Source organism: Micromonospora sp. NBRC 110038, from assembly GCF_020884815.1.
GTDB lineage: Bacteria > Actinomycetota > Actinomycetes > Mycobacteriales > Micromonosporaceae > Micromonospora > Micromonospora haikouensis.
The window spans coordinates 273,343-296,719 of record NZ_BBOL01000001.1 but is presented as its reverse complement, the minus strand read 5'-3'; the positions used below and the strand labels follow the sequence as shown (position 1 = coordinate 296,719).

Genomic DNA, 23,377 nt, shown 5'->3' with positions numbered 1-23,377 from the left:
CGACCGACAGCAGGCGCGGCCCCCCGGTTCTCCCCGGGGGGCCGCACCCGTACCCGCGTCGAGCCGGCCCGCCACCGCCCAGCGGCCGGGGCCGGCGGTCAGTTCGTGCTCAGCGCCTCGGTCGGCGCGAGCCGGGCGGCCCGGACCGCCGGGTAGACACCCGCCAGCACGCCGGTGCCGACCGCCACCGCGAGCCCACCGAGCAGGGCCGTCGGCGGCAGGACGGCCGGCCACCGCTCGACGACGGCGTAGCCGGCGGTGACCGCCGCGCCGAGCAGGATCCCCAGCGCGCCGCCGATGCCGGTGAGCAGCACGGATTCGGCCAGGAACTGACTGGCGACGTGCCCGCGGCTGGCACCGAGCGCCCGGCGCAGCCCGATCTCCCGGCGGCGTTCGAGCACCGAAATGATCATCGTGTTGGCCACCCCGATCCCGCCGACCAGCAGGGCGACCGCGCCGAGCCCCAGGAACAACGAGGAGTACGCCTGCTCGACCAGCCGTTGCGCGGCCAGCGCGTCGGACGGGCGGGAGACGAGCACCTCCTCGGGCCGCTGCGGGTTCGCCGTACGCCCGAGGACCGCCCGCACGTCGTCGACAGCCTCGTCGTCCACCCGGACGAAGATCGCCTGGGGACGCCCGTCGAAGCCGAGGTAGCGCTGCGCCGCCGGCCAGCCGACCAGGACCGAGTTGTCGATCTCCGGAGCGAGCGGGAGCCGGTCGAGCACCCCGACGGTCACGTACCAGCGGTCGTTGATCCAGACCGGCGGGGCCAGGTCCCCCGGGTGCGGCTCGATGCCCAGCAGCTCGCTGGCCCGCGCGCCCAGCACCACGGCCGGGTACTGCTCGGTGACCCGGTCGAGGAACACCCCGGCGCGCATCGTCGACCTCAGCACGGCCGGCAGGTCGAGTCGGGCGGCGGCGACCGCGAGGCCGTTGGTCTCGCCCTCCGGAACCAGGTTGGTCCGCCGCACCCTGGCCGCGGTGTAGCCGATGGCGGAGGCCGACTGCACCGGTTCGATGCGTTGGATCATCGGCACCGACTCCGCGGGAAGCTGCGCCCGTTCCCCGGTGACCAGGTTCTGGCCGGGCGTGACGGTGAGCAGGTTCGGCCCGAGCGCGGCCAGGCCCGCCCGTACCGCCGCCTGGTTGGACGCCGGGATCCCGAGCACCGCGATCAGGGCGGCGATGCCGATGGCGATCCCGAGGGCCGCCAGCACCGTGCGCGCCGGGCGGGCCCGGATGCCGACGGTGGCGAGCCCGAGCAGGTCGGGCACCGACAGCCGGGCGGGCGGTGGGAGTCGTACGGTCATCCGGTCACCGTGCCCGGCCGGGTCACGTCGGCGCGGATCTGCCCGTCGAGCATCTCGACCCGGCGGGGGAACCGGCCGGCGATGCCGAGATCGTGCGTGATCACCACGATCGTGGTGCCTTCGGCGTTGAGCTCCCGGAGCAGGCCGAGCACCTCCGCGCCCACCCGGGAGTCGAGGTTGCCGGTGGGCTCGTCGGCCAGCACGATGCTGGGACGGTTCACCACTGCCCGGGCGATCGCGACCCGTTGCCGTTCCCCGCCGGACAGCTCGGTCGGCAGGTGGTCGGCCCGGTGCGCGAGCCCGACCCGGGCGAGGGCCTCGTCCGCGCGGGCGCGCCGCAGCCGGGCGGGGACACCCCGGTAGAGCTGCGCCGTGACCAGATTCTCCCGGGCGCTCAACCCGTCGGTCAGGTGGAACGACTGGAAGACGAACCCGATCCACGAGGCCCGCAACGCGGAGAGCCGACGGTCGGTCAGCCGGTCGACCCGGTGGCCGTTGACCGACACCGTCCCGGCCGTGGCCCGGTCGAGGGTGCCCATCAGGTGCAACATGGTCGACTTGCCGGAACCGGACGGCCCGACGACGGCGATCATCTCGCCCGCGTGCACACGGAGGTTCGCCGCCCGCAGCGCGTGGACGCCGCCCGGATAGGTCCTGGAGGCGTTCTCCAACTCCAGCACGGCGGTCATCCCGCGACCACCACCGTCAGTCCCTCGGCGACCCCGTCGCCGGAGACCTCGACCATGCCGTCGGCGAACAGGCCCAGCTCGACCGCGTGGTAACGCTGCTCGCCCTCGGCCGCCTCGATCCCGTAGCCCCCCTCGCGCAACGCCACGAGGGCCTCGATCGGCAGGGCGAGCGCAGCCGCCCGCCTCGCGCCGTCGAACCGGACGGTGACCGGACCGGCGTCCACCTTGGTGGCCAGCGCGGAGTCGGTGAAGTCGATCGTCACCGTGAGCGCGGAGCGGTCCTCCTCGTCGGCGCCGGCGGCGACCGACCTGACCGTGCCGGTCGTGGACCGTCCGTCGGCCAGGTCGAGGCGGACCTCCGCGTCGGGGCGCGCGAACCGGCGCTGCGCCCCCGCCAGCCCCGCCGTGACCAGCCGCCCGACACCGGTCACGTCGAGCACCTCACCCTGGGCCGAGCCACCGAGCTGCCCGGTCACCCTGTCGACCCGCACCTCGGCGGGGAGCACCACGACGTCGCCGAGGGCGAGTCTCCCGGTCTCCGGCAGGCCGAGCTTCCGCTGCCACCTGCCGAGCGCCCGCCGGGTGCCCGACCGGAACGTGCCGTCCACCGTGCCGACGTCGTAGCCGAGCGCGTCGAGGTTGCGCTCCAGGACCAGGACGTCGGGCCCGGAGGACACCCCGTCGCCGATGTCCCGGTACATCGGCGTGTCCCCGACCAGCAGCGGGACCGGGTCGGCGTCCACCGAGTAGAGCCGTTCCCCCCGCCCGACCAGCGCGCCGGGGCTGGGCAGCCAGGTGATCGTGCCGGCCCGGCGGCCGGTCACCGGGCTGCTCCGCCCGTACCCGACGGTGCCGTCGACCACGATCCGCTCGACCAGGTCGGTCCGGACGACCGTCGCGGTACGCCGGGGCGTGGCCTTCCGCGCCGGCTCGGCGGAGACGTGCTGGAGCCGGCTGTACGCCGTGGCGCCGCCGGTGGTGAGCACGGCCATGGCCACGACGCCCCCCAGCAGCCAGCGGCGTCGCCGCTCGCGCCGGATCCGCACCGGCCCGCCGCTGCGGTCGGCGGTCGCCGCGCTCACGATCCGGCACCCGGCGTGGCCGGCAGATAGCCCGCCTCCTGCCGGCACTCACGCAGCTTGGCCAGGACGGTCGGATTGTCGATGTCGATGCCCGGCGGGATGGCCAGCGATCCGGAGCCGCCACCGGAGTGCGGATCGGGGTCCGGATAGTCGAACCCGTCGGCGCGCATGCACCTGGCCAGCGCCCGGGCCTGCTCCAACTCCTCCTCGCTGAGCGGCTTCGGATTGCCGCCGTTGGGCAGGTGCTGGCGGCACTGCTCCAGCGCGGCGAGTTCCCGCTGCTGCTGGCCGGGGGGTTTGGTGGAGTCGACCTTGCCCGAGTCGTGCCCCGAGCCGCCGCCCAACTCGCTGCTGTCGCCGTTCGCGTCGAGATCGACTCCCTGATCCCTCATGCACCGCCGGAACTCGTCCTGGTTCGCCTCCTGCGGCGCCTGGGAGACACCGGACACCGACGCGACCTCCCTACCGCCGACCTTGGCGGAACAGCCGGTGGCCAGCAGCGTCACCAGCAGAATGGGCGTCAACCACTCACGACTCATGGCGTTCCTCTTTTCCGGGTCCTCTCCCGATCAGGATCATCTCCAGCTCAGGAAGATGTCATTGTTACCAACAGGTGTACCAGCGAGCTGATATCGGCGGCGTAAGCGGCACTTCTTATCTCGAACTTAGAATCGAGCGGTGCACACTGGAGCGAGTTTCTACGAGAAGGGATCTCAATGCGCGTGCTGATCGTGGAGGACGAGGCGGTACTGGCTGAGGCGACGGCCGAGGGACTACGCCAGCAGGCCATGGCGGTGGACCTGTGCGCGGACGGCGCGACCGCGCTGGAGCTGATCAGCATCAACCGCTACGACGTCGTCGTCCTCGATCGCGACCTTCCTGTGGTGCACGGCGACGACGTCTGTCGGGCGATCGTCACGGCCGGTGGCGAGGCCAGAGTGATCATGCTGACCGCCTCGATCGGCCTGGACGAACGGGTGTACGGGCTCAACATCGGCGCCGACGACTACCTGACCAAGCCGTTCGCCCTCGCCGAACTCGTCGCCCGGGTCCAGGCCCTCGGCCGGCGTGCCAGGCCGGCGCTGCCGCCGGTGCTGCGCCGCGCCGGCATCGAGCTCGACGTCCCCCGGCACCAGGTGCTCCGGGACGGACGATTCATCCCGCTGTCCCGAAAGGAATTTGCCGTACTGGAAGTCCTGATGCGGGCCGAAGGCACCGCGGTCAGCGCCGAGGAACTGTTGGAGAAGGCATGGGACGAACACATCGATCCGTTCACGAACGCGGTTCGAGTGACAATGATGACCTTGCGCAAGAAGCTGGGCAGCCCGGCGGTGATCGAGACGTTGTCCGGAGTGGGTTACCGATTGGGCGGCTAGTCCTGCGTCGCCTGTCGGTCAAAGGCCACCTGGTCCTCATGTGCGGGGGGATCTTCCTCCTCAGCGCCGTCGTCCTACTGACGATCAACTACGTCCTGTTCCGGGCGGCGCTGCCTCCGGTCGTCACCGGACGGATCGACACCGCAGGCCCGAACCCGACGTCGTTGGTGCGACCGCTCAACGTCGAGACAGCGACCGAATACCGGATCGACGTCCTCAACACGCTGCTGGTGCAGTCCGGCGTGACGCTCGCCATCACCCTGCTGCTCGCCCTGCTGGTGGGCTGGATCGTCGCCAGCCGCATGCTGCGGCCGGTGCGGGTGATGGCCGAGGCGGCGCGCCAGTTCAGCGCGGAGAACCTGCACGAGCGCATCCGGATGCGGGGACACCGCGACGAGCTGACCGACCTCGCCGACACCTTCGACGAGATGCTCGACCGGCTGTCCGCCTCGTTCGACAGCCAGCGGCGGTTCGTCGCCAACGCCTCGCACGAGCTACGCACCCCACTGGCCGCGCAGCGCACCCTGGTCGAGGTGGCGTTGGCCCGCAAAAGCACCGACCCGGACATGCGGGGCCTGTGCTCACGCCTGCTCGCGATGAACATCCGGATCGAGTCCCTCATCGAGGGGTTGTTGGTGCTGGCGCGCAGCGACCGCGGGCTGGACCACCGCACTCCCGTGCGGCTCGACGAGGTGGCTGCCGGGGTGATCGACGCGCAACGTACCCGCGCCAGCCAGAACGGCCTGCGCATCCACGCCGACCTGACCCCGCAGGTCGTCAACGGCGACCGGGTGCTGCTGGAGCGCCTGGTGATCAACCTGGTGGACAACGCGATCAAGTACAACCACCCGGGAGGGCAGGTCTGGGTACGGGTCGGTTCCCCCGGCCCCGTGCTCAGGGTCGACAACACCGGGCCGGTCGTACCGGTCGACCAGTCCGCGGCGCTGTTCGAACCGTTCCGGCAGCTACGCCGGGGCCGGGACAGCGCGGATCACGGGGTGGGGCTGGGGCTGTCGATCGTCGCCTCGATCGCGCGGGCCCACCGCGGTTCCGTGCGGGCCCAGCCGCGGCCCGCGGGTGGACTCGTCGTCCTGTTCGACGTGCCGGGATCCGCTCCGACCCAGCCACGGACCAAACGGTACGTCGGCGCGTCGACCGCGTCGGACAGGGCCCACCCGGACAGGTCGGCGCGCAGCTGAGCCGGCCGATCCGTTACCGCCGGCCGGCACGACGGAGCCTGCGGCGTACGCCGCCGTCGACCCGGGTCCTGACCCGCGCCAGGATCTCCTCGTACCGGCGGTCCGCGCGACTGCTGAGCGCCTCGGCCTGCTCCAGCATGGCGACGATCGTCTCGATCGCCGTGGCCAGGACCTGCCCGTCGTCGAGTTCGTCGGGGCTGCGGCTGTTCTTCATGCTGGTCGGCCGGAGCTCCGCCAGGTCGCCCACGACCCGGCACGGATAGTCCCGCAGCTCCTTGATCTGCTGCTCCGCCAGGTCGGCCACCCATCCGGCCCGGTCCAGGCCGACACCGAACTTCAGCCCGTCCTCGCGCTGGCGCAGCACGGAGTCGACCAGGTGGCGCTGGACGACCTCCTGGTACGGCCTGCGGAGCGGGTAGCGGTCGCCCAGCGCGAGGTTGACCCGGCGCAGCACCTCGGCCTCGGCCGCACCCAACGAGGGGTTCGAGGTGGGTGCCTCCAGTTCGCACAGGTCGTCGGGGATGCCCATGATCCCCGCGAACCGGTGCCACAGGGTGTCGTACGGGGCCCCGGGAGGCGGGACGGTCACCAGGTGGCGCCGCTCGGCGGGCACCAGGTCGCCCCAGCGACGCAGCATCCGGTTCGCGGTGTAGTTCTCCCAGAACGTCTCGAACTCGCCGCGTTCCACCGCGCCGAGGAAGGCGCCGAAGCGCCAGCCGCTACGGGCCCGGATGCTCTGCTGCCAGGTCGACGGGAGGGTACGCCACAGGTCACGTCCCGCCACCACGACGTGCACCTCGGCGGGCCGCAGGCTCTCCACGGCCCGGGCCGCCTGCGCGCTGCTCGCCCCGCCCAGCCCCTCGTTGCTGATGATCACGTCGCCGGGCCAGTCGCGGGCCTTCGCGGCCAGCCGGTCCCAGGTCCAGCGCAGGTCGGCGTCGCGCCAGGGCACCTGGCGCAGGTCGGTCATGGCCGCGTCCTGCGCCCGGGCGCTGGCCGGCAGCAGGATGCCGGCCCGCTTCAGGGCCCGCCTGTTGCGCCAGAGCACGTGCTGCACGAAGGTGCTGCCCGTCTTCGGGGCGCCGATGTGCAGGAAGACGCGTCTGGCCATGCTGCCTCCCGTGGGCGGATCGGGGGTGGCCGGTGCCGGCCCGGCTCGTGGGCGCCCAGGGTGACATACGAAGGTGGCGAACAGGTGTCGTCGCGAGAGCCCGCGCCCAGCGTCAGCGCTGCGGCAGGACGAGCAGCGTCACGGAGTTCGCCGGGTAGGTCGCGCTGACGCCGCCACGGGTCACCCGGAGGTCCTCACCCCGGACGATCGAGGTGAGGTCGGCCGGGCCGTAGGTGAACTGCTGCGCCCTGTCCCCGCCGCGGAACCCGGCGAGCGCCAACCGGGACGTCAGGTCGCCGCCGGTCTTGTTGACAACCATGACGGTGAGCGCCCTGTCGCACGAGCGTTGCGCGGCGTAGACCGCGAGCTGCCCCTGGTCGCTGCTGACCGCCGACACGCTCACGTCGCCGAACCTGCTGCCGGCCCCGTCGTAGTTCCGGTACATCCGGAAGGCGTACGCACCGGGGTCGGTCGGCTTCGGTTCGCCCCAGATGGTGGCCAGGTCCAGACCCTCGCGCCCGAAGATGCCGAGCACGTCGGCCTGCGCGAGCGCGCCGTTGATGTCGTCCAGCGCACCCCAGTTGTATTCGGTGATGGCGACCTTCGTGCCGGGGTAGTACTGCGCGACCCACGCCTTCATCTGGCGGATGAACTGCAACGGCGGGGCGTTCACCCCGCCGGGGCCGATCCACGACTCGTCCACGTACGTCGGATCCCACAGCGACCGGGTGGACCGCAGCCGCAGCGCGTTGGCCTCCGGGTCCCTGCCGCCGCTGATCTGCGGGTAGTAGTGCTGGTCGAAGTAGTCGAGGAAGCGCTTCCCGCCGTGGGCGTCGCCGAAGTCCTTCATGTTCTTCAGGTACCACTGGGAGAGGTTCAGCCCACCGTGCGCCGCCGCGTCCGCGCCCGGCGCGCAGCCGTCCACGCCGGACGCCACCCATTCGCAGTAGCCCCAGCCGGACGGCCCGAGCACCTTCGCACGCGGGTCGGCGGCCTTGATGGCCGCGGCGGTCGCCGTGCCCTTGCCGCCCAGCTCGTCGTAGCTCACCGGCTCGGGGTGGACATCGCGGTGGGTGGAGCTCCACAACACCGGCTCGTTGTCGAGTTCGTAGATCGACACGCCGCCGCGCGCCGCCGGGCCGAACCGATCGACGAGATGGGACACCATCTCGCCCGCGAACGACGCGCCGGCCGGGATCGACGTGTCCGTGGGGACCGCCCCGGTCAGGTTCGTGTCGGCGTGCCGGCCGTTGCCACAGTTGGGGTCCCACTGGTCGAACGAGTCCTGCTCCGGGAAGCGGGTGGCCGGGAAGCCGCAGGCGAACGGGTGCGACGAGGGCGAGTCCTTCGCCACCCATCCGATCAACGGCACGGCGACCACCTGCCTGGTCCCCTGGTCCCGGTTCCGCTGGACGAACGCCTCGACCGTGTTGTCGGGCCCGGCCACGATGTTCTCGAAGTACCAGTCACTGCCCGTGTTGTAGGTGTGGTTCCTGAAGTTGTAGCGGCTGCTCGCGTTGCCGCCCCAGCGGGCCACCGGCGTGCCGAGTTCGGCGACGAGCGCGGGGTCACCGCCGTTCATGCCGTAGATGTCGGGGCTGATCGGGTGCCGGGCAGCGGACACGTCCACGGCCAGGGTGACCCCCTCGGCAGCCGCCGCCGGGCCGGCGACGGCCTGGGTGGTCAGCAGCCCCGCCACGAGAGATCCGGCCACACCGATCGCCGTGGCGGGACGCGGCCTGCGCCGTCGTCGTGCACCCATCAGAGGCTCCCGTCGCCGGTCGGCCCGGGACGGACCGAACCCACATACACATTATCGTCCATCTATACGATGGCCATCGATTCCCGCTGATTGAAATAATCGACGGACGTCTCGCGCCACCACCCACGAGAGAGGAGCAGCCTGTGTACGGGGGCTCTCTGTTCCGCCGCCTGTGGCCCGCCTTCGTGGCCGCCGCCGCCCTGCCGGTCGCGGTGCTGGGCGTAGGCCTGGCCACCACACCCGCGGCCGGCGCCGGCACCGTGTCGACGCTGGCCAGCAGCGTCCCGCCACCGACCCCGGCCAGCACACCGGCGCCACCAGCCCCGCCCGCGCTGCTCACGGCCACCCAGGTGACCTCGACGTCCGTCACCCTGAGCTGGACCGCATCCGTTCCCGGCTGCTGCGCCATCACCAACTACACCATCATGTATCCCGAGCCGTTCAGCGACGTCATCCCGACCACGATGGTCGGAAACGTCACCACGGCCACGCTCAACATCTCGCCGACCCACCAGTACAACATCAGGGTGGCGGCCAGGGATTCGACGGGACACACCTCCCCCTGGTCGAACCAGATCATCGTGGTGGCTCCGGCCACCGACAGCGGCCCGGACACCGTGCCACCGGGCTCGCCGACGAACCTGACCAACCGCAACGGCACGCTGTACTGGACGGCCGCGCCGGACAACGTCGGCGTGACCGGCTACCACGTCTACAAGTTCGACGGCTGGTACACCTCCACGCTGCTCGGCACCGCCACGTCGACGACCTACCAGCTGCCGCCCTCGGCCACGACGGGACCCGGCCCGCACATCCAGTTCTACGTACGCGCCAGGGACGCCGCAGGAAACCTGTCGGCCGCGTCCAACACGGTCGACGCGACCAGCTCGACGCCCCCGGCCGACCTCCCGCCGACCGCGCCGAGGGACCTGGCGGTCAGCCGGATCACGTCGACGTCGGCCACCCTGACCTGGACGGCGGCCGAGCCCGGCTGCTGCGACGTCACCGGGTACACGATCGGATACTTCCAGGCGTTCTACGACCTGGGGGAAACCGTCCGGGTCGGCAACGTCACCACAGCCACGATCACCCTCAAGCCGGCCACGCAGTATCTCGTCGTCGTGAACGCCAGCGACTCGGGCGGGCACAGTTCGCCGTCGTCGAACTCGCTCACCATCGTCACCCCGGCGACCGACACCGGCCCCGACACCGTGCCGCCGAGCGCCCCGGGGACGCTGACCGTCACCGACGTGACCACCACGTCCGCCAAGCTGAACTGGACACCCTCGACCGACAACGTCGGGGTGACCGGCTACAACGTCTACCGCTGGGACGGGGTCTTCAACTCGACGCTGGTGGCCACCGTGCCGGGCACCAGCTACCAGCTGTCGATCGCGCCGTCCGTGCCCAACCGCTACTACGTACGGGCCCGGGACGCGGCGGGCAACGTGTCGATCGCGACCAACGAGGTCCGGGTCAACCCGACCACTCCACCAGCCGACCCCACCTGCGCCGTGACCTACCAGAAGCAGTCGGAATGGCCCGGCGGATTCGTCGCCGACGTCACGATCAAGAACACCGCCACGGCCGCCGTCGACGGCTGGAGCCTGGCCTTCACGTTCCCGGGTGACCAGCGGATCACCACGCTCTGGAGCGCCACCTACACCCAGTCCGGCTCCGCCGTCACGATCCGCAACGCCAGTTGGAACGGCACGCTCGCGGCCGGCGCGAGCGTCTCGTTCGGCTTCCAGGGTTCGTGGAGCGGCAGCAACGCGGTCCCCACGGGCTTCTCCCTCAACGGCACACCCTGCCGGTCCTGACGACGCCGGATATCGTCGGTCGACGGGGACCGGCGAGCCGGTCTCCTCGCACGCCGCAGGTGCCCGGGCGAGGCGCGGGATCGCGCCTTCGAGAGAACGTGGACGGGATCCGGTTCCGTGGACTCCACTACCGAAAGGACATCGCTGACCTCGCCGCGCGCGAGTGGCCGCGCGGTGCCCGGTGGCTTCGTGCTGGGCAGCTACCTGACGGGGACCCTCGCCGCCCGTTTCTTCAGGAGCCACATCCTCGTCGCGGCGCGCGTGCTGACCTTCGTGGGCCTGTCGGCCGGCCTCCTCTTCGCGACGCTGCGCGACCTCCACCCCGTCGCGGTCTTCGCCGTCTGCGTCTTCGTGGGAATCGGAAACGGCCTGACCACCCCCGTCGTGAACCTGGGGGTGATGTCCGACCACCCGAGCCGCGCCGGAACCGCGACGGGCCTGTCCGCCGCGACGGCCATCGGAGGCGGCGCGCTGATCTCCTCCGTCGCGGGTGTCGCCCTGGGCACGTCCGGCTCGCCCCGGACGCTGCTGACCCTGCTGCTGGCCTCGGCGTCGCTCGCCCTGGTGGCGGCGCTCTGGGCGGCGGCGGACACCGACCGCCGGTGGGGCTGGCATGGCGTCGGGCGCGTCACCGTGCAGCCACCACGCCGACACACCATGACAGCCCGCGTCCTCCCGGCGTTACGGTCACCACCGGCTACCCCGACGAGGCGCCGGGCGCACCGGGCTGAGCGGTCACCGGGGATGCTCGGCCAGCCGGTCGCGGAGCCGGGGGTGCCGGAACTGGTACGCGGCACCGACCCGCCGCAGCACGCCCCGGTCGACCGCGTCGTCGAGGAAGGCCATGGTCCGCCACGGCAGGTGCCCCCGGGCCGCGAGGACGACCCGGGCGACCGTGTACCTGGCCCAGGCACCAGCGCCGATCCAGCCGACGATGAACGCGGTCGCGACCATTATCGGGCGGACGGTGCCGAACAGGATCGCCGGCGGTACGCCGAGCAGGATCGTCGGCGGTACGACCATCAGTCCCGCCGCGAGGTCGCCGCGCAACGTCGAGGTCGGACTGACGACGCGGGACGGATCGGCAGGCACCACGAGCTCCCGGGTCAGGTCGCGTTCTCTGCGCCGCCAGTTCAGCCGGACGAATAGGGCGGCTGCCGTCAGCAGCAGGAGCACGCCCGCCGTGATGACCAGCGGGCCGGCCCCCGGCACGGCCAGCAGGACCAGCCCCGCCAGCAGCGGCACGGCCAGCGTCGTGGTGGAGACGAGGGCGTACCAGAGGGTGGCCCCGAGCCGGCGGAAGCTCATCTTCGTGCGGAACGGGGTCTCGCTGGCGACCCAGCCCAGCCGCGTGCGGGCCCGCCGGCTCGCCCCGATCAGGCCCAGGGCCGTCCCCATCGCCAGGCCGGCGGTGAGGCTGTGCCCGAGCCCGACGAACAGTCCGTAGAGCGCGATGAGCAGCGGGGTCCAGAGGGTTCGCTGGTGCCGGACGGCCCGGTCGAGTCGCCACCAGGCGATCTCGTGCGTGTCGGTCCGGCGCAGGTGCCGGGCCAGGAAGGACAGCGCCCGTTCCACATCCTGACGGTGCCACCGTTCGTCGGAGTCCCGGCGGCTCGTCGGGGTCGGCTCGGCCGGATAGACCGCCGGCAGCAGACCGTCGATGAGATGGTCGGCGATGGCGTCCCGGTCCGGAAAACGGGCCCGGTCGCCCAGTTCCCGCGGATCGGCGACGGTGGCGGCCGGGTCGGCGGTGGCGGCCGTGGGTGTCGCTGTCGCGTAGATGGTGTGGGCCAGCCAGGCCATCAGCGGCGTCCGCAGGGCCTGGGCGAGCGGGGCGTCCGGGTCGTTCGCCAACTCGGCGAAGGCCCGATGCCACCGCCCGGTTCCGCCTGCGGGGGCGAGGTAGTTCCGGGCCTCGGCCAGCGTGAGTGGCAGCACCTCCACCACCGCGGCCCGGGACAACCCGCAGCCGGCGGTCCGGACCGCGTCCTGGTACGGCTCGACGCGGCTGGTCACCACCAGCGGCTCTTCGGCGCCGAGGCCGTTCAGCTCGGTGAGCGCTGTGCCGAGCAGCCCGTCGCCGATCATGTCCAACCCGTCGAGGACCGGCAGCACCAGCCGACTCTCGATCAGGTGGGTGGCCATCGTCCGACGGTCGCGCGAGCGGCCCGGGGCCGGGGCCGGTCCCCCCAGGTGGGGATGATCCTGGGCCAGCCGCTGCGCCATCCACTCCCGCAGGTGCTGCTCGCCCGGGTGCCAGGTGTCGGCGGGCAGCAGCACCGGGACCGGCTGGCCGGCCAGGCGGTCCCGCAGCAGATCGCGCACGAGCCGGGTGGCCAGCACGGTCTTGCCCGCACCGGCCGTACCCAGGATCACCAATCGTCGGTGCGGCAGCCGCCGGGCCAGAAGACCGGCGAGGTCGTCCAACCCGCCGGTCGGGAGCCGGTCGTCGGTGAGCCCGACCGACGACCAGTCGACGTCGGCCATCGCCGAGCCGGCGGCGGCGGTCACCGCCCAACGGACCGGCAGCGGGCGGCGCAACACCTGGCTGCGCTCCTCGTCCCGCCGTCGCTCGGTCTCCACCTGTCTCGCCAGGGCCTCCAGGGCCTTCGACACCAGCACGTCGTTGGCGTGCGTGGGCGGGGCGCTCCGGTAGCTGACCTGGTTGACGATGTTGTGGTTACCGAAGGCAGCCGGCCCGTGAGTGGTGATCCCGGAGTAGCTGGCCTGGTGGACGCTGGTACCCGGCTCGGGTGACGGTGCCACCTGGTCGGTACGGGGACGATCCTGCGCCATCGTCAGGGCCGGTGCGGGGTCGCGCCGTCGGCGGAACCGTACGTGGTGACCACGTTGCCGTTGCCGAACGCCGCCGGCCCGTGCGCCGTGATGTGCTGGAAGGTCTGACCACCAGCGGAGGACTGGTGCGGGGCGACGGCTGGTGCGGGCTGATCCGGGGTGGCAGCGGGGACGGGCTGTTCTGCGGTGGCTGCGGCGGCGTTCTCGCCCGGCAGGTGGATCCAGGCGACGGCGTCGAAGCTCTTCTCCGGCAGGCTGGCGGTAACCCGCAGGAAGTGCTCTGGCCGCAGGTCACCATAGTGCCGGACGACATCCTGGTAGAGCCGGTCCGACACGATCAGTGCCACCTGCGCGTCGGGGAACCGCCGCAGGGCGGCCTTGAGCTGCGGTGAGTCGACCAGCCGGCAGACCGTGACGACGGCCTCGCCGGGAAAGCCGTTCCCGCCGTCCAGATGGACCAGACCCTCGTGAACGCCCATCCGCAGCCGGATGCGTGCCTCCGGGGCCAGGCCATGGTTGTGCTCGCGGAGCAACCGGTCGACGGTCGGTGCAAGCCGGGTCACGACCGTCCGCTCGCTGGTGCCCTGCGGCAAGATCGCGAGCTGCCCGTCGCCGCCCGGCTGGACCAGCCAGCCGTCCGGGCGTAGGCCCAGCTCCTCCCGGGCCTGCTGCATGATCCTCGGCAGGGCCTGCTGGACACGCCACTGGAGCACGTTGTCCCGCCCGCTGTACCGCTCCACGTCCACGGTGAGGACGAGGTGCCGGCTCGGGTCCGCGATGTCAGACACCCATTTCACCCTCCGCTCGGCACACCGGTCAGTCGCTTTGTTTCTACCACCCCTTGGCGAAGCGAATCCCCGCACAGTGAGGCCTTTTCATCGCGATGACCTGGTCATGATGGGCTCGGAGGTGAGGTTTCCCCGGTTCACCGGAGGACTTGATATCGATGCCAGGCGGGCGACACCGACAGCCGGGGCCGGTCCTCAGCAACGCCCGCTGCCGCCCGTGGCACCCCACCGGCAGCCTTTCATCAGGTGCACCGCGACGAACGTCATGACAGCCACCGACGTCCACAAGCACCGCGCCGCGTCCCGCCAAACGGCGACCGGGTACAACGGCTCCCGGGCATCCACCGAGCACCACGCCACCGACGCGGAAACGAGAAAGGCCCCGACCCAGGGTGAAACCCCAGGTCAGAGCCTTGCTGCTGGTGCGCCGCCAGGGACTCGAACCCCGAACCCGCGGATTAAGAGTCCGCTGCTCTGCCAGTTGAGCTAGCGGCGCCCGCTGACAACGCAGAGCAGGTTAGCACCTCCCCGGAGCGCACCAGGTCACCCCGCCGACCGGGCCCCGCACGATGGGCCGGAACTGCCCGGGGCCGGGCCGAGTCGGCCCGGCCCCGAGTTGCCGGTCAGTTGCGAAGGCTCCACTGCTGGTTCGTGCCACCGTTGCACGACCAGAGGATGATCTTCGTGCCGTTGGCGGTGGCGGCACCGTTGGCATCGAGGCAGAGTCCGGACTGGACGTTGGTGAGGGTCCCGTTGGCGTTGAGGTTCCACTGCTGGTTCGTGCCGCCGTGGCAGTCCCAGATGATGACCGTGGTGCCGTTGCTCGTGCCCGCGCCGTTCGCGTCCAGGCACTTGTTGCCGTACCCGGTCAGTTGCTTGCCGGCGGTGTAGGCCCACTGCTGGTTCGTGCCGCCGGCGCAGTCCCACAGTTGCACCTGGGTGCCGTTGGTGGTGGAGGAGTTCGGCACCTCGACGCAGCGGCCCGACTGGCCGCCCACGAGCCGGCCACCCTGCTGGCCGCTGCCGGTGCCCTGCTGCCGGACGATCGAGCTGGACTCGGCCGACCGGTTGCCCTGTGCGTCGAGGACGTAGAGCCGGTACTCGCCCTGCGACGTCGGCACGGCGATGGACGTGTCGGTGCCGCCGGCCCTGGTCATCGTCGGGCCGGCGGTGAAGGTGGTGGTGCCGGCGGGAGCCAGCCAGACCGCCCTGGTCGCGTCGCCGGCGCTCCGGATCGGAATCGACGCCGTTCCGCTGGTGACGTAGGTGCTGGCCGGCAGGACGTGGTTCGGCAGGGACAGGTTGGCCGCCGGGACGATGTCCCGGAACGCGTCCTCCAGGCCGGAGTTGGCGGCGATGCCGTACGCCGGTGCCGGCCAGACGTAGTCGGAGGAGACGATGATGTCGTTGACCGTGCTGTTGGGCAGGTTCTTGTTTGAGACCTTGTTGATCGGACCGTAGATCTGCGTGATGCTCAGGTCGTGCTTGCGCCCGAAGTCGTCGGAGTTGATGAGCCAGGTGACGTTCTTGTCCACGCTCAGGACGTTGTCGCGGAAGGTGATGTACGCCGACCCCTCGTCGGGGTGGAGGCCGTACTTGTGCCCGGACGGCACGCCCTGGAGATAGTTGTTGGTGATCGTGGTGCCCGGTTGGCTGCCCAGCGTGTAGATGGGCGCCGTGTCGCTGAGGCGCTGCACCGTGTCGATGATGTGGTTGTGGCTGATGGTGTTGTTCCGCGCCGTCGTGGTCGGCCGGTTCGGCGCGATCGAGCCCGATGACCCGTCGAAGTTCCACCAGCCCCAGCCGAGCGTGATGCCCGACCACGGTGACTTCTCGATCCGGTTCCGCTGCACGGTCAGGGTGTCGACGAAGTACGCCGAGATGGGGCTGTGCCCGTTGAACAGCACCGCGCTGTCGTAGAGGTAGTTGTTCCTGATGTCGATGTTCTTCGGCAGCCCCTCGACCTGCGGCGACCACTTCTCCCGGTTGGTCGACGTCCCGTCGCCGATGTAGACGTGCTGGGGATGGCCGACGGTGATGGCGGAGCCGGCGACGTCGTTGGTGAAGTTGCCGATCAGCTGGCTGTTCTGCACGTCGTTGACCATGTTGATGCCGTCGGCACCGGTGTGCTGGATGCGGTTGCGTTGCAGGAGGATCCCGTCGGCGTTCTCCACCTGGATCATGCCGGGGGTGACGTCGACGTTGCGGTAGTAGTAGTCGTGGAAGTTCCGCTTCGCGTACGCCTGCGCCCCGAGGTTGCCCTGCTGCGCCTGCTTGAACGACGAACCGGCGACGTTGAACAGGTTCCAGTCGGAGTGCTGGACGGTGAGGCCGGAGAACGTGATGTTGCGCGCGTGGCTGCTCGTCGAGGTGCCGGCGACCCGCAGCAGGGTGGTCACGTTGTTCGGCGCGAAGACCGACGCGGTCGCCATGTTCTCGGCGCTGCTCTTGTAGTAGTAGAGCGTCCGGCTGCCCTTGTCGAAGTAGAACTCACCCGGCGCGTCCAGGAACTCGTAGGCGTTCATCACCTTGTGGCTGCCGCCCGTCTGGGCGTTGCCGTTGAACGCGCCCTGCGCGATGGCGGCACCCGGCTGCTGGAACAGCGCCACCCTGTTGGCGCCGTCGGAACTCGTGGTCACCTGGCGGACCCCCACGATCGCCGTGGTCCAGGTCGTCGCCGTCTCGATCTCGATGTCGTCGGCGTTGCGGGCGACGGCGGGGAAGTCGTTCAGGTTGTATTTGGCGCCGTCGCACTGCGAGCCCGACTCCCAGGCCCACGCGGCCTGCCCGGCCGTGATGGTGTACGTCCCGTAGCAGCCCGCCGAGCCGATCGTCTTCGACGCCATGTACGCCCGCTTGTCGTTGACGTAGAGCGCGCGCAGCTTGTTGGCGCGGTCGAGCGGCGCCTTCCAGATGTTGCCGCTGTGCTGGGTCCACCCGGTCACCTGCACCCCACCTTCGAGAACGGGGGTCTCATTGGGGTAGGCGGAATAGCTGACCCGGTATCCATTGGTGCCGGAGTCACCGGCCCCGAACTCGATCGTGCTGTTCACCGGGTAACTTCCACCGCGCAGGTACACCTGGATGTCGCCCGTCATGCTGGAATTCACCGCACGGACGGCGTCCCGCGCACGTTGCAGTGTCCGAAATGGCGATTGGAGCGTTCCCGGGTTGGCGTCGTTTCCGTCCGGGGCGACATAGTAGGTCTGTTGGACGGCGGCCGAAGCGGGCAGCTGGTTCGCGGCGACCGCCGGCAGCGTGGAGGCGACGACCAGCGCCACGGCCAGCAGTGACCTTCGAGCGGTAGAGACGGCTAGCTTCACGTACCATTCCTTTCACTTACCGCCGATAGGACATTTTCGCTGGACACTCGTCCTCGGGGCGCGACGATGGACCACCGCACGAAAAATGGTCGACGGGGGGAGAGAAAGCGGGGCGATTCCGACCATGGTGGTTGCTTGACAAAGGAGCAGCAAGAACAGGCGCGAGGCCACGTACGATTCGAGCGAGAAGCACCGACCGGCGGCACCTATCGTGCCGTCGGGAACGCCCGCTGCCCGCTCACGCCCTCTTGCCCATGGTCACAGAATTCTGCCTTGCAGCGTAGACGTCATACGTTTGCGGCGCAACCGTCAGATAGTCCGTCGACTATGCATAATCGTGGTCGGCCCCACCGACTGCCGGAGGGAGCAACGACGAGGCGACGGGCGATGCCGGGCGGGCGGCGAGGAGGCCGTCGCATACCAGGCACGCGGCACCGGCTGGACCCGCCGAGGCGGCGGGCCGCGAACCACCATCGGCGTACGCGAAGAAGGCCCCGACCGGCGGATCAAGAGTCCGCCGCTCTGCCAGCTGGGCCAGCGGCGCTCGGTGGGAACGGGCCGAGACGTCAGCGCGCTCGCACACCGGCCCGGCAGGGCAGGGGCGGCCTGGCCTCAGCGCTGGCGTGACCTGCCCGGTCGCGGCTCCGGACGGGTCCACCACCAGATGTACGCCCCGGGACGCCGGCAGCACGGCCGGCGACTCCCGGTGCGGTGGCATCGGCGAAGACGGTGGTGGCGAGAATCCGGCGGACCGTGGCACTTTCGCCTCTCGTTCCCGGTGGCAGACCTTCCTAGGCTCCCTCCCGACACGCGTCAACGGGAACGCAGAGAGGCTTGATCGTGCTTCGCTATGTCATGCCGGTGGTGATCGGGCTGGTCTACGTCGGGCTCAACTCCCTCGTGCCGGAGCCGCACCGGCGGCGCCTGAACGCGCTCGTCGTCACCGGCGCCGGGGCCGCCTACATCAGCGGTGGTGGGTTCGGGCTGTGGGAGCTGGCCTTCTGCGCGCTGCTGCTGGTGGTGGGCTACGCCGGGCTGACCTCATACACCTTCATCGGGGTCGGCTGGCTCCTGCACACTGTCTGGGACGTCGTGCACCACCGGCGCGGCACCCCGATCATCCCGTCGCTGCACGACTCGTCCTTCGGCTGCGCGCTCTGCGATCCGGTCATCGCGCTCTGGTGCTTCACCGGCGGCCTGTCGGTCACAGATCTCTTCGACCGGGTCACGCGTCGGGCGGCCGACGCGCGCCCGACGGCCACCGCACGGCCCTGACTGGTTGAATTTCCGCCATGCACACCGTGGCCGTGCTCGCCCTCGACAGCGTCGTCCCCTTCGACCTGGCCACCCCGATGGAGGTCTTCCACCGCACCCGCCTGGCCGACGGCCGCGCCGGCTACCGCGTCCTCGTCTGCGCCGCCACGCCGACGGTCACCACGGGGGCGTTCAGCATCACGGTGCCGTGGGGCCTGGACGTCCTCGCCGACGCCGACACCGTCGTCGTGCCGGGTGTCTCCGACCCCGCCGCCGCGACGCCCACCGCGGTCCTCGACGCGCTGCGCGCCGCCGCCGCGAACGGCGCCCGGATCGCCTCGATCTGCGGCGGCGCGTTCACGCTCGCCGCCACCGGCCTGCTCGACGGACACCGCGCCACCACGCACTGGCTCGCCACCGACCAGCTCGCCGCCCGGCATCCGCGAATCCAGGTCGACCCCAACGTGCTCTACGTGGACAACGGCCAGTTCCTCACGTCCGCCGGCGCCGCCGCCGGGCTCGACCTGTGCCTGCACCTGATCCGCCGCGATCACGGTGCCGCCGTCGCCGCCGACACGGCGAGGTTGTCCGTCATGCCGCTGGAACGCGCGGGCGGACAGGCCCAGTTCATCACGCACGAACCACCGGCCCCCGAGGGGGCGCCCCTGGAGCCGCTGCTGGCCTGGATGCGCGACAACGCCCGGTGTCAGCTGACCCTCGCCGACATCGCCCGCCACGCCGGCATGAGTACCCGGACGCTGAACCGGCGCTTCCGCGACCAGACCGGCACCACCCCGCTGCGGTGGCTGCACCGGGTCCGCGTCCACCAGGCGCAGCACCTCCTGGAGACCACGGCCCTTCCCGTGGACCGGGTGGCGACGCAGGTCGGTTTCGGCTCCACCGCTGCCTTCCGAGACCGCTTCAAGCGGATCACCGGCACCAGCCCGCAGGCGTATCGGCGTAGCTTCCGCAGCGGGTGACCGCGAACGTGGTGCCGTCTCCGCAAGCGGGCCGTCGGTCCACAAGAACCAAGAAGACCCTGGCCGGCTAATGCCAGGTCAGGGTCTTGTCGTTGGTGCGCCGCCAGGGACTCGAACCCCGAACCCGCGGATTAAGAGTCCGCTGCTCTGCCAGTTGAGCTAGCGGCGCTCGTTGGCAACGGAGAGAACCCTAGCACGCCTCCTGAGCGGGGTTCCAATCCGATACCCGGCTCCACCCTTCGGGCACGCTTAACGGACAAAAGCCCCCCAATCTCTCACGATTGGCGGCGCGGGCGGTGGCCGATGGCCGTCATGCGGCACGATGTCCGCCAGGTACGCGAGAACAGAGGTGGGAATGGGCATGTTCGCGCGGGCCGGGGCGACGGTAGGCGCCCTGAGCCTGATGGCGTCGCTGGCACTGACCGGGTGCGGCGACGACCAGAAGAAGGCGGAGTTCGTCGACGGTGCGCCCGCCGTCGGCAGCAGCGTCGCCGCCGAGACAGGAACGGCACCGGCCGATCCGGCCACGAGCGCCGACCCGACGCTCAAGGTCAGCCCGGCGGACGGGGCGAAGAACAGGCCGGTCAGCACCGAGATCTCCGCGAAGATCCCCGAGGGCGGCAAGGTGACCGACCTCACCCTCACCGCCGCCAACGGCGACAAGGTCGAGGGCCGCTGGCGCGCCGACGGCTCCTCCTGGGTGCCGAACAAGCCGCTGAAGTTCGGCACCCGCTACACGGCCACCGTCAACGCCGCCGGCGCGGGCGGCGAGACCAGGCAGGGCACCAGCACGTTCACGACGATGGCCAAGCCGAAGTCGATGATCGCCTCCGGGCTCTACCTGTTCGACGACAAGACGTACGGCGTCGGCATGCCGGTCGTCACCGAGTTCCACCCTGGTATCCCGGAGAAGGACCGGGCCGCGGTGCAGAAGCGGATGTTCGTCCGCACCGACCCGCCGCAGCCCGGCGCGTGGCACTGGGTCTCCAACGGCACCCAGGCCTACTACCGGGCGCCGGAGTACTGGAAGCCCGGCACCACGATCAGCGTACGGATCGCGCTGGCCGGCATCCCGCTCAGCAACGGCAAGTACGGCAACGTCGACCGGAGCGCCACCGCCAAGATCGGTCGGGCGTTCGAGATGAAGGTCGACAACGCCACCAAGCAGATGAGCGTCTTCCAGGACGGCCAGCTCCTCCGGAAGATCCCGGTGAGCCTGGGCAAGAAGAGCACCCCCTCCTCCAGCGGCACGATGGTGGTGATGGAGAAGAAAGAGTCCACGGTCTTCGACACCCGCGACGACCCGGACCCGGCCAACCGGTACGTCACCGAGATCGACTTCGCCCAGCGGCTCACCTGGGGCGGCGAGTACATCCACGCCGCACCCTGGTCCGAGCACGTGCAGGGGCGGCAGAACGTCTCGCACGGCTGCGTCAACGTCTCGATGGCGCAGGCGAAGTGGCTCTTCTCCCAGACCCGGGTCGGGGATCCGATCACGATCAAGGGGACCGAGCGCAAGCTCGTTCAGGGCAACGGCTGGACGGCCTGGAGCCTGAGCTGGTCCGAGTTCGTCAAGGGCAGCGCGCTGCCGGTGCCGGAGGGCGGCGCCGGGCCGGCGCTGGCCTGACAGGACCCGGCACGGGGGCGGGCACCGGTATTCCGGTGCCCGCCCCCGTCATTTGCGAGCATCATTCGCCAAGTGCGGCTTTTCGCCAGATTCAGACATCATGGTTCGAGTGTTTCTCTTCACCCCCGGCAACGAGTATCCGTTTCCGTGCGTCAGTGAGAGACGATGGGCAACCGGGGCACCACGACAGTGAGGGAATCATGCGCGCAACCCAGGACCAGTTGACCCGGCGCGGTGGTCGACGCCGCGTCTTCGCGGCGGGGCTGCTCGCCGCCGTGTTGGCGCTCACCAGCGCCTGCACCGACGGCGAGGGGGGCAAGCCGTCGGCCTGGCAGGGGGGCGGCGAGAGCGCACCCAAGGCCGCGGCGACCATCACCGAGCCCGCGGCCGATGCGAAGGACGTGCCGGCGTCCACCGCCATCGCCTTCACCACGAAGGAGGCGAAGGACACGGCGGTCGAGCTGAAGGACTCGGCCGGCGCGCCCGTCGAGGGCGCGCTCGCCGCCGACGGCAAGAGCTGGCTGCCCGAAGGTGTCCTGAAGTACGGCGAGACCTACACGGCCACCGTCACGGCGACCGGCGACGACGGCAAGCCGGCCCAGGCGACCAGCACCTTCACCACCATGGCCAAGCCCGGCAAGCAGGTACGCGTCAGCAGCTTCCTCGGCGACAACCAGGTCGTCGGCGTCGGCATGCCGCTGATCGTGAAGTTCAGCCGCGCCATCCCCGAGGACTACCGCGACGACATCCAGCGGCGGATGACGGTGACCTCCACGCCGGCCCAGGAGGGCATCTGGCACTGGGTGAGCCCCACCGAGGTCCGCTACCGGCCGAAGGAGTTCTGGAAGGCCGGCAGCACCATCTCGTACCGGGTGCAGGCCGGCGGCCTCCCCCTCGGCGACGGCTGGTACGGCCGGGCGGACCTGACCGTCGACATCAAGACCGGCCCGGCGGTGATCATGACGGTCGACAACAAGACGAAGCGGATGACCGTCACCAAGGACGGCAAGGTGATCAAGACCATTCCCGTGAGCCTCGGCAAGAAGAGCACGCCGTCGTCCAGCGGCACGATGGTGGTCATCGAGAAGCTGCGCAAGACGGTCTTCGACACCTTCGAGGAGCTCGGACCCGAAGAGGGCTACCGCACGAAGATCGACTACGCGCAGCGCCTCACCTGGGGCGGCGAGTTCATCCACGCCGCGCCCTGGTCCGAGGGCCAGCAGGGCAGCGTCAACGTCTCGCACGGCTGCGTCAACGTCTCGATGAAGAACGGCGCCTGGCTGTTCGACAACACCCGCATCGGCGACCCGATCACCGTCAAGGGCACCGAACGCAAACTCGCCAACGGCAACGGCTGGACCGACTGGAACATGAGCTGGGACGAGTACGTCAAGGGCAGCGCTCTCCCGTACGACCCGGACGCCGCCGCCTCGCCGAACGCCGAGGACGCCCCCGGAGACACGACCGAGTCACCGAGCGCCGAACCGACCGCCTGACCCTGACCCTGGCCCCCGGGGCTCCGGCCCTGGGCGGCAGCGCGGCAACGACGAAGGCCCCCTCCGAGCGGAGGGGGCCTTCGTGCTGAGGGTGACTGATGGGAATTGAACCCACGACAACCGGGACCACAACCCGGTGCTCTGCCAACTGAGCTACAGCCACCATGCGCTCCGCTCCGGCAGGACCGGGCGGCGTGCGGGACTAATAATAGCCTCACCCCCGCCACCCACGTCCACCGGGTTCCTGCCCCGTCTCGCCCCCAGACGCGGCGAAGGGAGATCTTGGTACGAAACGCCCCATAGAGGGGCCGTTTCGTACCAAAATCTACGAGTATGCCCGCTGGCTGCTAAGAGGCGGCGATGGTCGGGTCAGCGCCGGGGTCGCCCTCCCGCTGCAGTTGCTCCTCGAACATGACGAACGTCCGCCGCCTGATGCCCTGGACCAAGGCCGTCTCCCGGTCCGTTAGGTAACGACCTTCCCGCGCCTCCACGTCGACTATTGCCTTCACGGTTTCGTACAGTGCGAAGATCGGACCCTCACCCGAAAGGTAGTGGCCGCGATACTGTTCGACGTCCTGGACAAACTCGTCGGCAGAACGCGCAAAAACCTCTCCACCTACCGCAAATACAACCTCCGAGAAAAGGTCGTTACGTTCTTTCCAACCACCCGTGTCGACCGACACACGCCAGACCCGAGCGCCACCCTCCGGCGTCCCTACGATCTTCACCGGAGATGCGTAGTAGAGATAGTAGGAAGGAAGAAC

17 protein-coding genes and 3 tRNA genes are annotated in these 23,377 nt (G+C 70.5%); 7 read left to right on the top strand and 13 right to left on the bottom strand.

Annotation, left to right across the window (positions count from 1 at the left end):
- Positions 1 to 98 precede the first annotated feature (98 nt).
- From LPU61_RS01300 to LPU61_RS01285, 4 genes are read right to left on the bottom strand one after another with little or no spacing between them, the layout of a single operon-like run.
- On the bottom strand, positions 99 to 1,310 hold the full coding sequence (locus LPU61_RS01300) for an ABC transporter permease (protein WP_229403820.1): 1,212 nt from the start codon (positions 1,308 to 1,310) through the stop codon (positions 99 to 101).
- Positions 1,307 to 1,999, bottom strand: coding sequence for an ABC transporter ATP-binding protein (locus LPU61_RS01295; RefSeq protein ID WP_043962035.1), 693 nt, complete (start codon positions 1,997 to 1,999; stop codon positions 1,307 to 1,309). Before LPU61_RS01295 ends, LPU61_RS01300 begins: the two co-directional genes overlap by 4 nt.
- Positions 1,996 to 3,081, bottom strand: a complete 1,086-nt coding sequence (locus LPU61_RS01290; RefSeq protein ID WP_043962034.1) for a peptidoglycan-binding domain-containing protein — start codon at positions 3,079 to 3,081, stop codon at positions 1,996 to 1,998. Before LPU61_RS01290 ends, LPU61_RS01295 begins: the two co-directional genes overlap by 4 nt.
- Complete coding sequence (locus LPU61_RS01285) at positions 3,078 to 3,620, bottom strand: hypothetical protein (protein WP_144420181.1); 543 nt, start codon at positions 3,618 to 3,620, stop codon at positions 3,078 to 3,080. Before LPU61_RS01285 ends, LPU61_RS01290 begins: the two co-directional genes overlap by 4 nt.
- Before the next feature lie 177 nt (positions 3,621 to 3,797).
- On the opposite strand from LPU61_RS01285, the gene LPU61_RS01280 reads away from it, so the two are divergent.
- Together LPU61_RS01280 and LPU61_RS01275 are read left to right on the top strand one after the other, a co-directional pair.
- The gene (locus tag LPU61_RS01280; RefSeq protein ID WP_229403819.1) at positions 3,798 to 4,457 is read left to right on the top strand and encodes a response regulator transcription factor; all 660 of its coding nucleotides are present in this window, start codon (positions 3,798 to 3,800) and stop codon (positions 4,455 to 4,457) included.
- A 38-nt stretch (positions 4,458 to 4,495) separates the two neighbouring features.
- Complete coding sequence (locus LPU61_RS01275) at positions 4,496 to 5,656, top strand: HAMP domain-containing sensor histidine kinase (protein ID WP_229403818.1); 1,161 nt, start codon at positions 4,496 to 4,498, stop codon at positions 5,654 to 5,656.
- Between the two features lie 13 nt (positions 5,657 to 5,669).
- Here LPU61_RS01275 and LPU61_RS01270 read toward each other — a convergent pair whose 3' ends face one another.
- On the bottom strand, positions 5,670 to 6,767 hold the full coding sequence (locus LPU61_RS01270; protein WP_229403817.1) for a hypothetical protein: 1,098 nt from the start codon (positions 6,765 to 6,767) through the stop codon (positions 5,670 to 5,672).
- 112 nt (positions 6,768 to 6,879) lie between these two features.
- Positions 6,880 to 8,481 (bottom strand): glycoside hydrolase family 44 protein, encoded by a 1,602-nt coding sequence (locus LPU61_RS01265; protein WP_229403815.1) that lies wholly within the window; start codon positions 8,479 to 8,481, stop codon positions 6,880 to 6,882.
- 191 nt (positions 8,482 to 8,672) lie between these two features.
- Between LPU61_RS01265 and LPU61_RS01260 the strand changes: the two genes are divergently transcribed.
- On the top strand, positions 8,673 to 10,349 hold the full coding sequence (locus LPU61_RS01260; RefSeq protein WP_229403814.1) for a cellulose binding domain-containing protein: 1,677 nt from the start codon (positions 8,673 to 8,675) through the stop codon (positions 10,347 to 10,349).
- Between the two features lie 735 nt (positions 10,350 to 11,084).
- Here the strand turns inward: LPU61_RS01260 and LPU61_RS01255 are convergent.
- The 4 genes from LPU61_RS01255 to LPU61_RS01240 all read right to left on the bottom strand — a co-directional run bounded on the left by LPU61_RS01255 (position 11,085) and on the right by LPU61_RS01240 (position 17,031).
- Positions 11,085 to 13,115, bottom strand: coding sequence for an NACHT domain-containing protein (locus LPU61_RS01255; RefSeq protein WP_229403813.1), 2,031 nt, complete (start codon positions 13,113 to 13,115; stop codon positions 11,085 to 11,087).
- A gap of 32 nt (positions 13,116 to 13,147) precedes the next feature.
- On the bottom strand, positions 13,148 to 13,924 hold the full coding sequence (locus tag LPU61_RS01250; protein WP_374199612.1) for a hypothetical protein: 777 nt from the start codon (positions 13,922 to 13,924) through the stop codon (positions 13,148 to 13,150).
- Between the two features lie 429 nt (positions 13,925 to 14,353).
- Positions 14,354 to 14,429: transfer RNA gene (locus tag LPU61_RS01245), tRNA-Lys, on the bottom strand.
- A gap of 127 nt (positions 14,430 to 14,556) precedes the next feature.
- Positions 14,557 to 17,031 (bottom strand): RICIN domain-containing protein, encoded by a 2,475-nt coding sequence (locus LPU61_RS01240; RefSeq protein ID WP_229403811.1) that lies wholly within the window; start codon positions 17,029 to 17,031, stop codon positions 14,557 to 14,559.
- Positions 17,032 to 18,096: 1,065 nt separating this feature from the next.
- Between LPU61_RS01240 and LPU61_RS01235 the strand changes: the two genes are divergently transcribed.
- Complete coding sequence (locus tag LPU61_RS01235; protein ID WP_229403810.1) at positions 18,097 to 18,531, top strand: DUF6010 family protein; 435 nt, start codon at positions 18,097 to 18,099, stop codon at positions 18,529 to 18,531.
- Between the two features lie 17 nt (positions 18,532 to 18,548).
- The gene (locus tag LPU61_RS01230) at positions 18,549 to 19,490 is read left to right on the top strand and encodes a GlxA family transcriptional regulator (protein ID WP_229403809.1); all 942 of its coding nucleotides are present in this window, start codon (positions 18,549 to 18,551) and stop codon (positions 19,488 to 19,490) included.
- A 93-nt stretch (positions 19,491 to 19,583) separates the two neighbouring features.
- On the opposite strand, the gene LPU61_RS01225 is transcribed toward LPU61_RS01230, so the two are convergent.
- A tRNA-Lys gene (locus LPU61_RS01225) sits at positions 19,584 to 19,659 on the bottom strand.
- A 186-nt stretch (positions 19,660 to 19,845) separates the two neighbouring features.
- On the opposite strand from LPU61_RS01225, the gene LPU61_RS01220 reads away from it, so the two are divergent.
- Together LPU61_RS01220 and LPU61_RS01215 are read left to right on the top strand one after the other, a co-directional pair.
- Positions 19,846 to 21,117, top strand: coding sequence for an Ig-like domain-containing protein (locus tag LPU61_RS01220; protein WP_043962007.1), 1,272 nt, complete (start codon positions 19,846 to 19,848; stop codon positions 21,115 to 21,117).
- A 200-nt stretch (positions 21,118 to 21,317) separates the two neighbouring features.
- A complete protein-coding gene (locus LPU61_RS01215) occupies positions 21,318 to 22,613 on the top strand; it encodes an Ig-like domain-containing protein (RefSeq protein ID WP_043962006.1) in 1,296 nt (431 codons plus the stop codon).
- 90 nt (positions 22,614 to 22,703) lie between these two features.
- Here the strand turns inward: LPU61_RS01215 and LPU61_RS01210 are convergent.
- Positions 22,704 to 22,776: transfer RNA gene (locus LPU61_RS01210), tRNA-His, on the bottom strand.
- A gap of 184 nt (positions 22,777 to 22,960) precedes the next feature.
- Entirely contained in the window at positions 22,961 to 23,341 is a 381-nt protein-coding gene (locus LPU61_RS01205) for a hypothetical protein (RefSeq protein WP_229403808.1), read from the bottom strand.
- Positions 23,342 to 23,377: the final 36 nt, after the last annotated feature.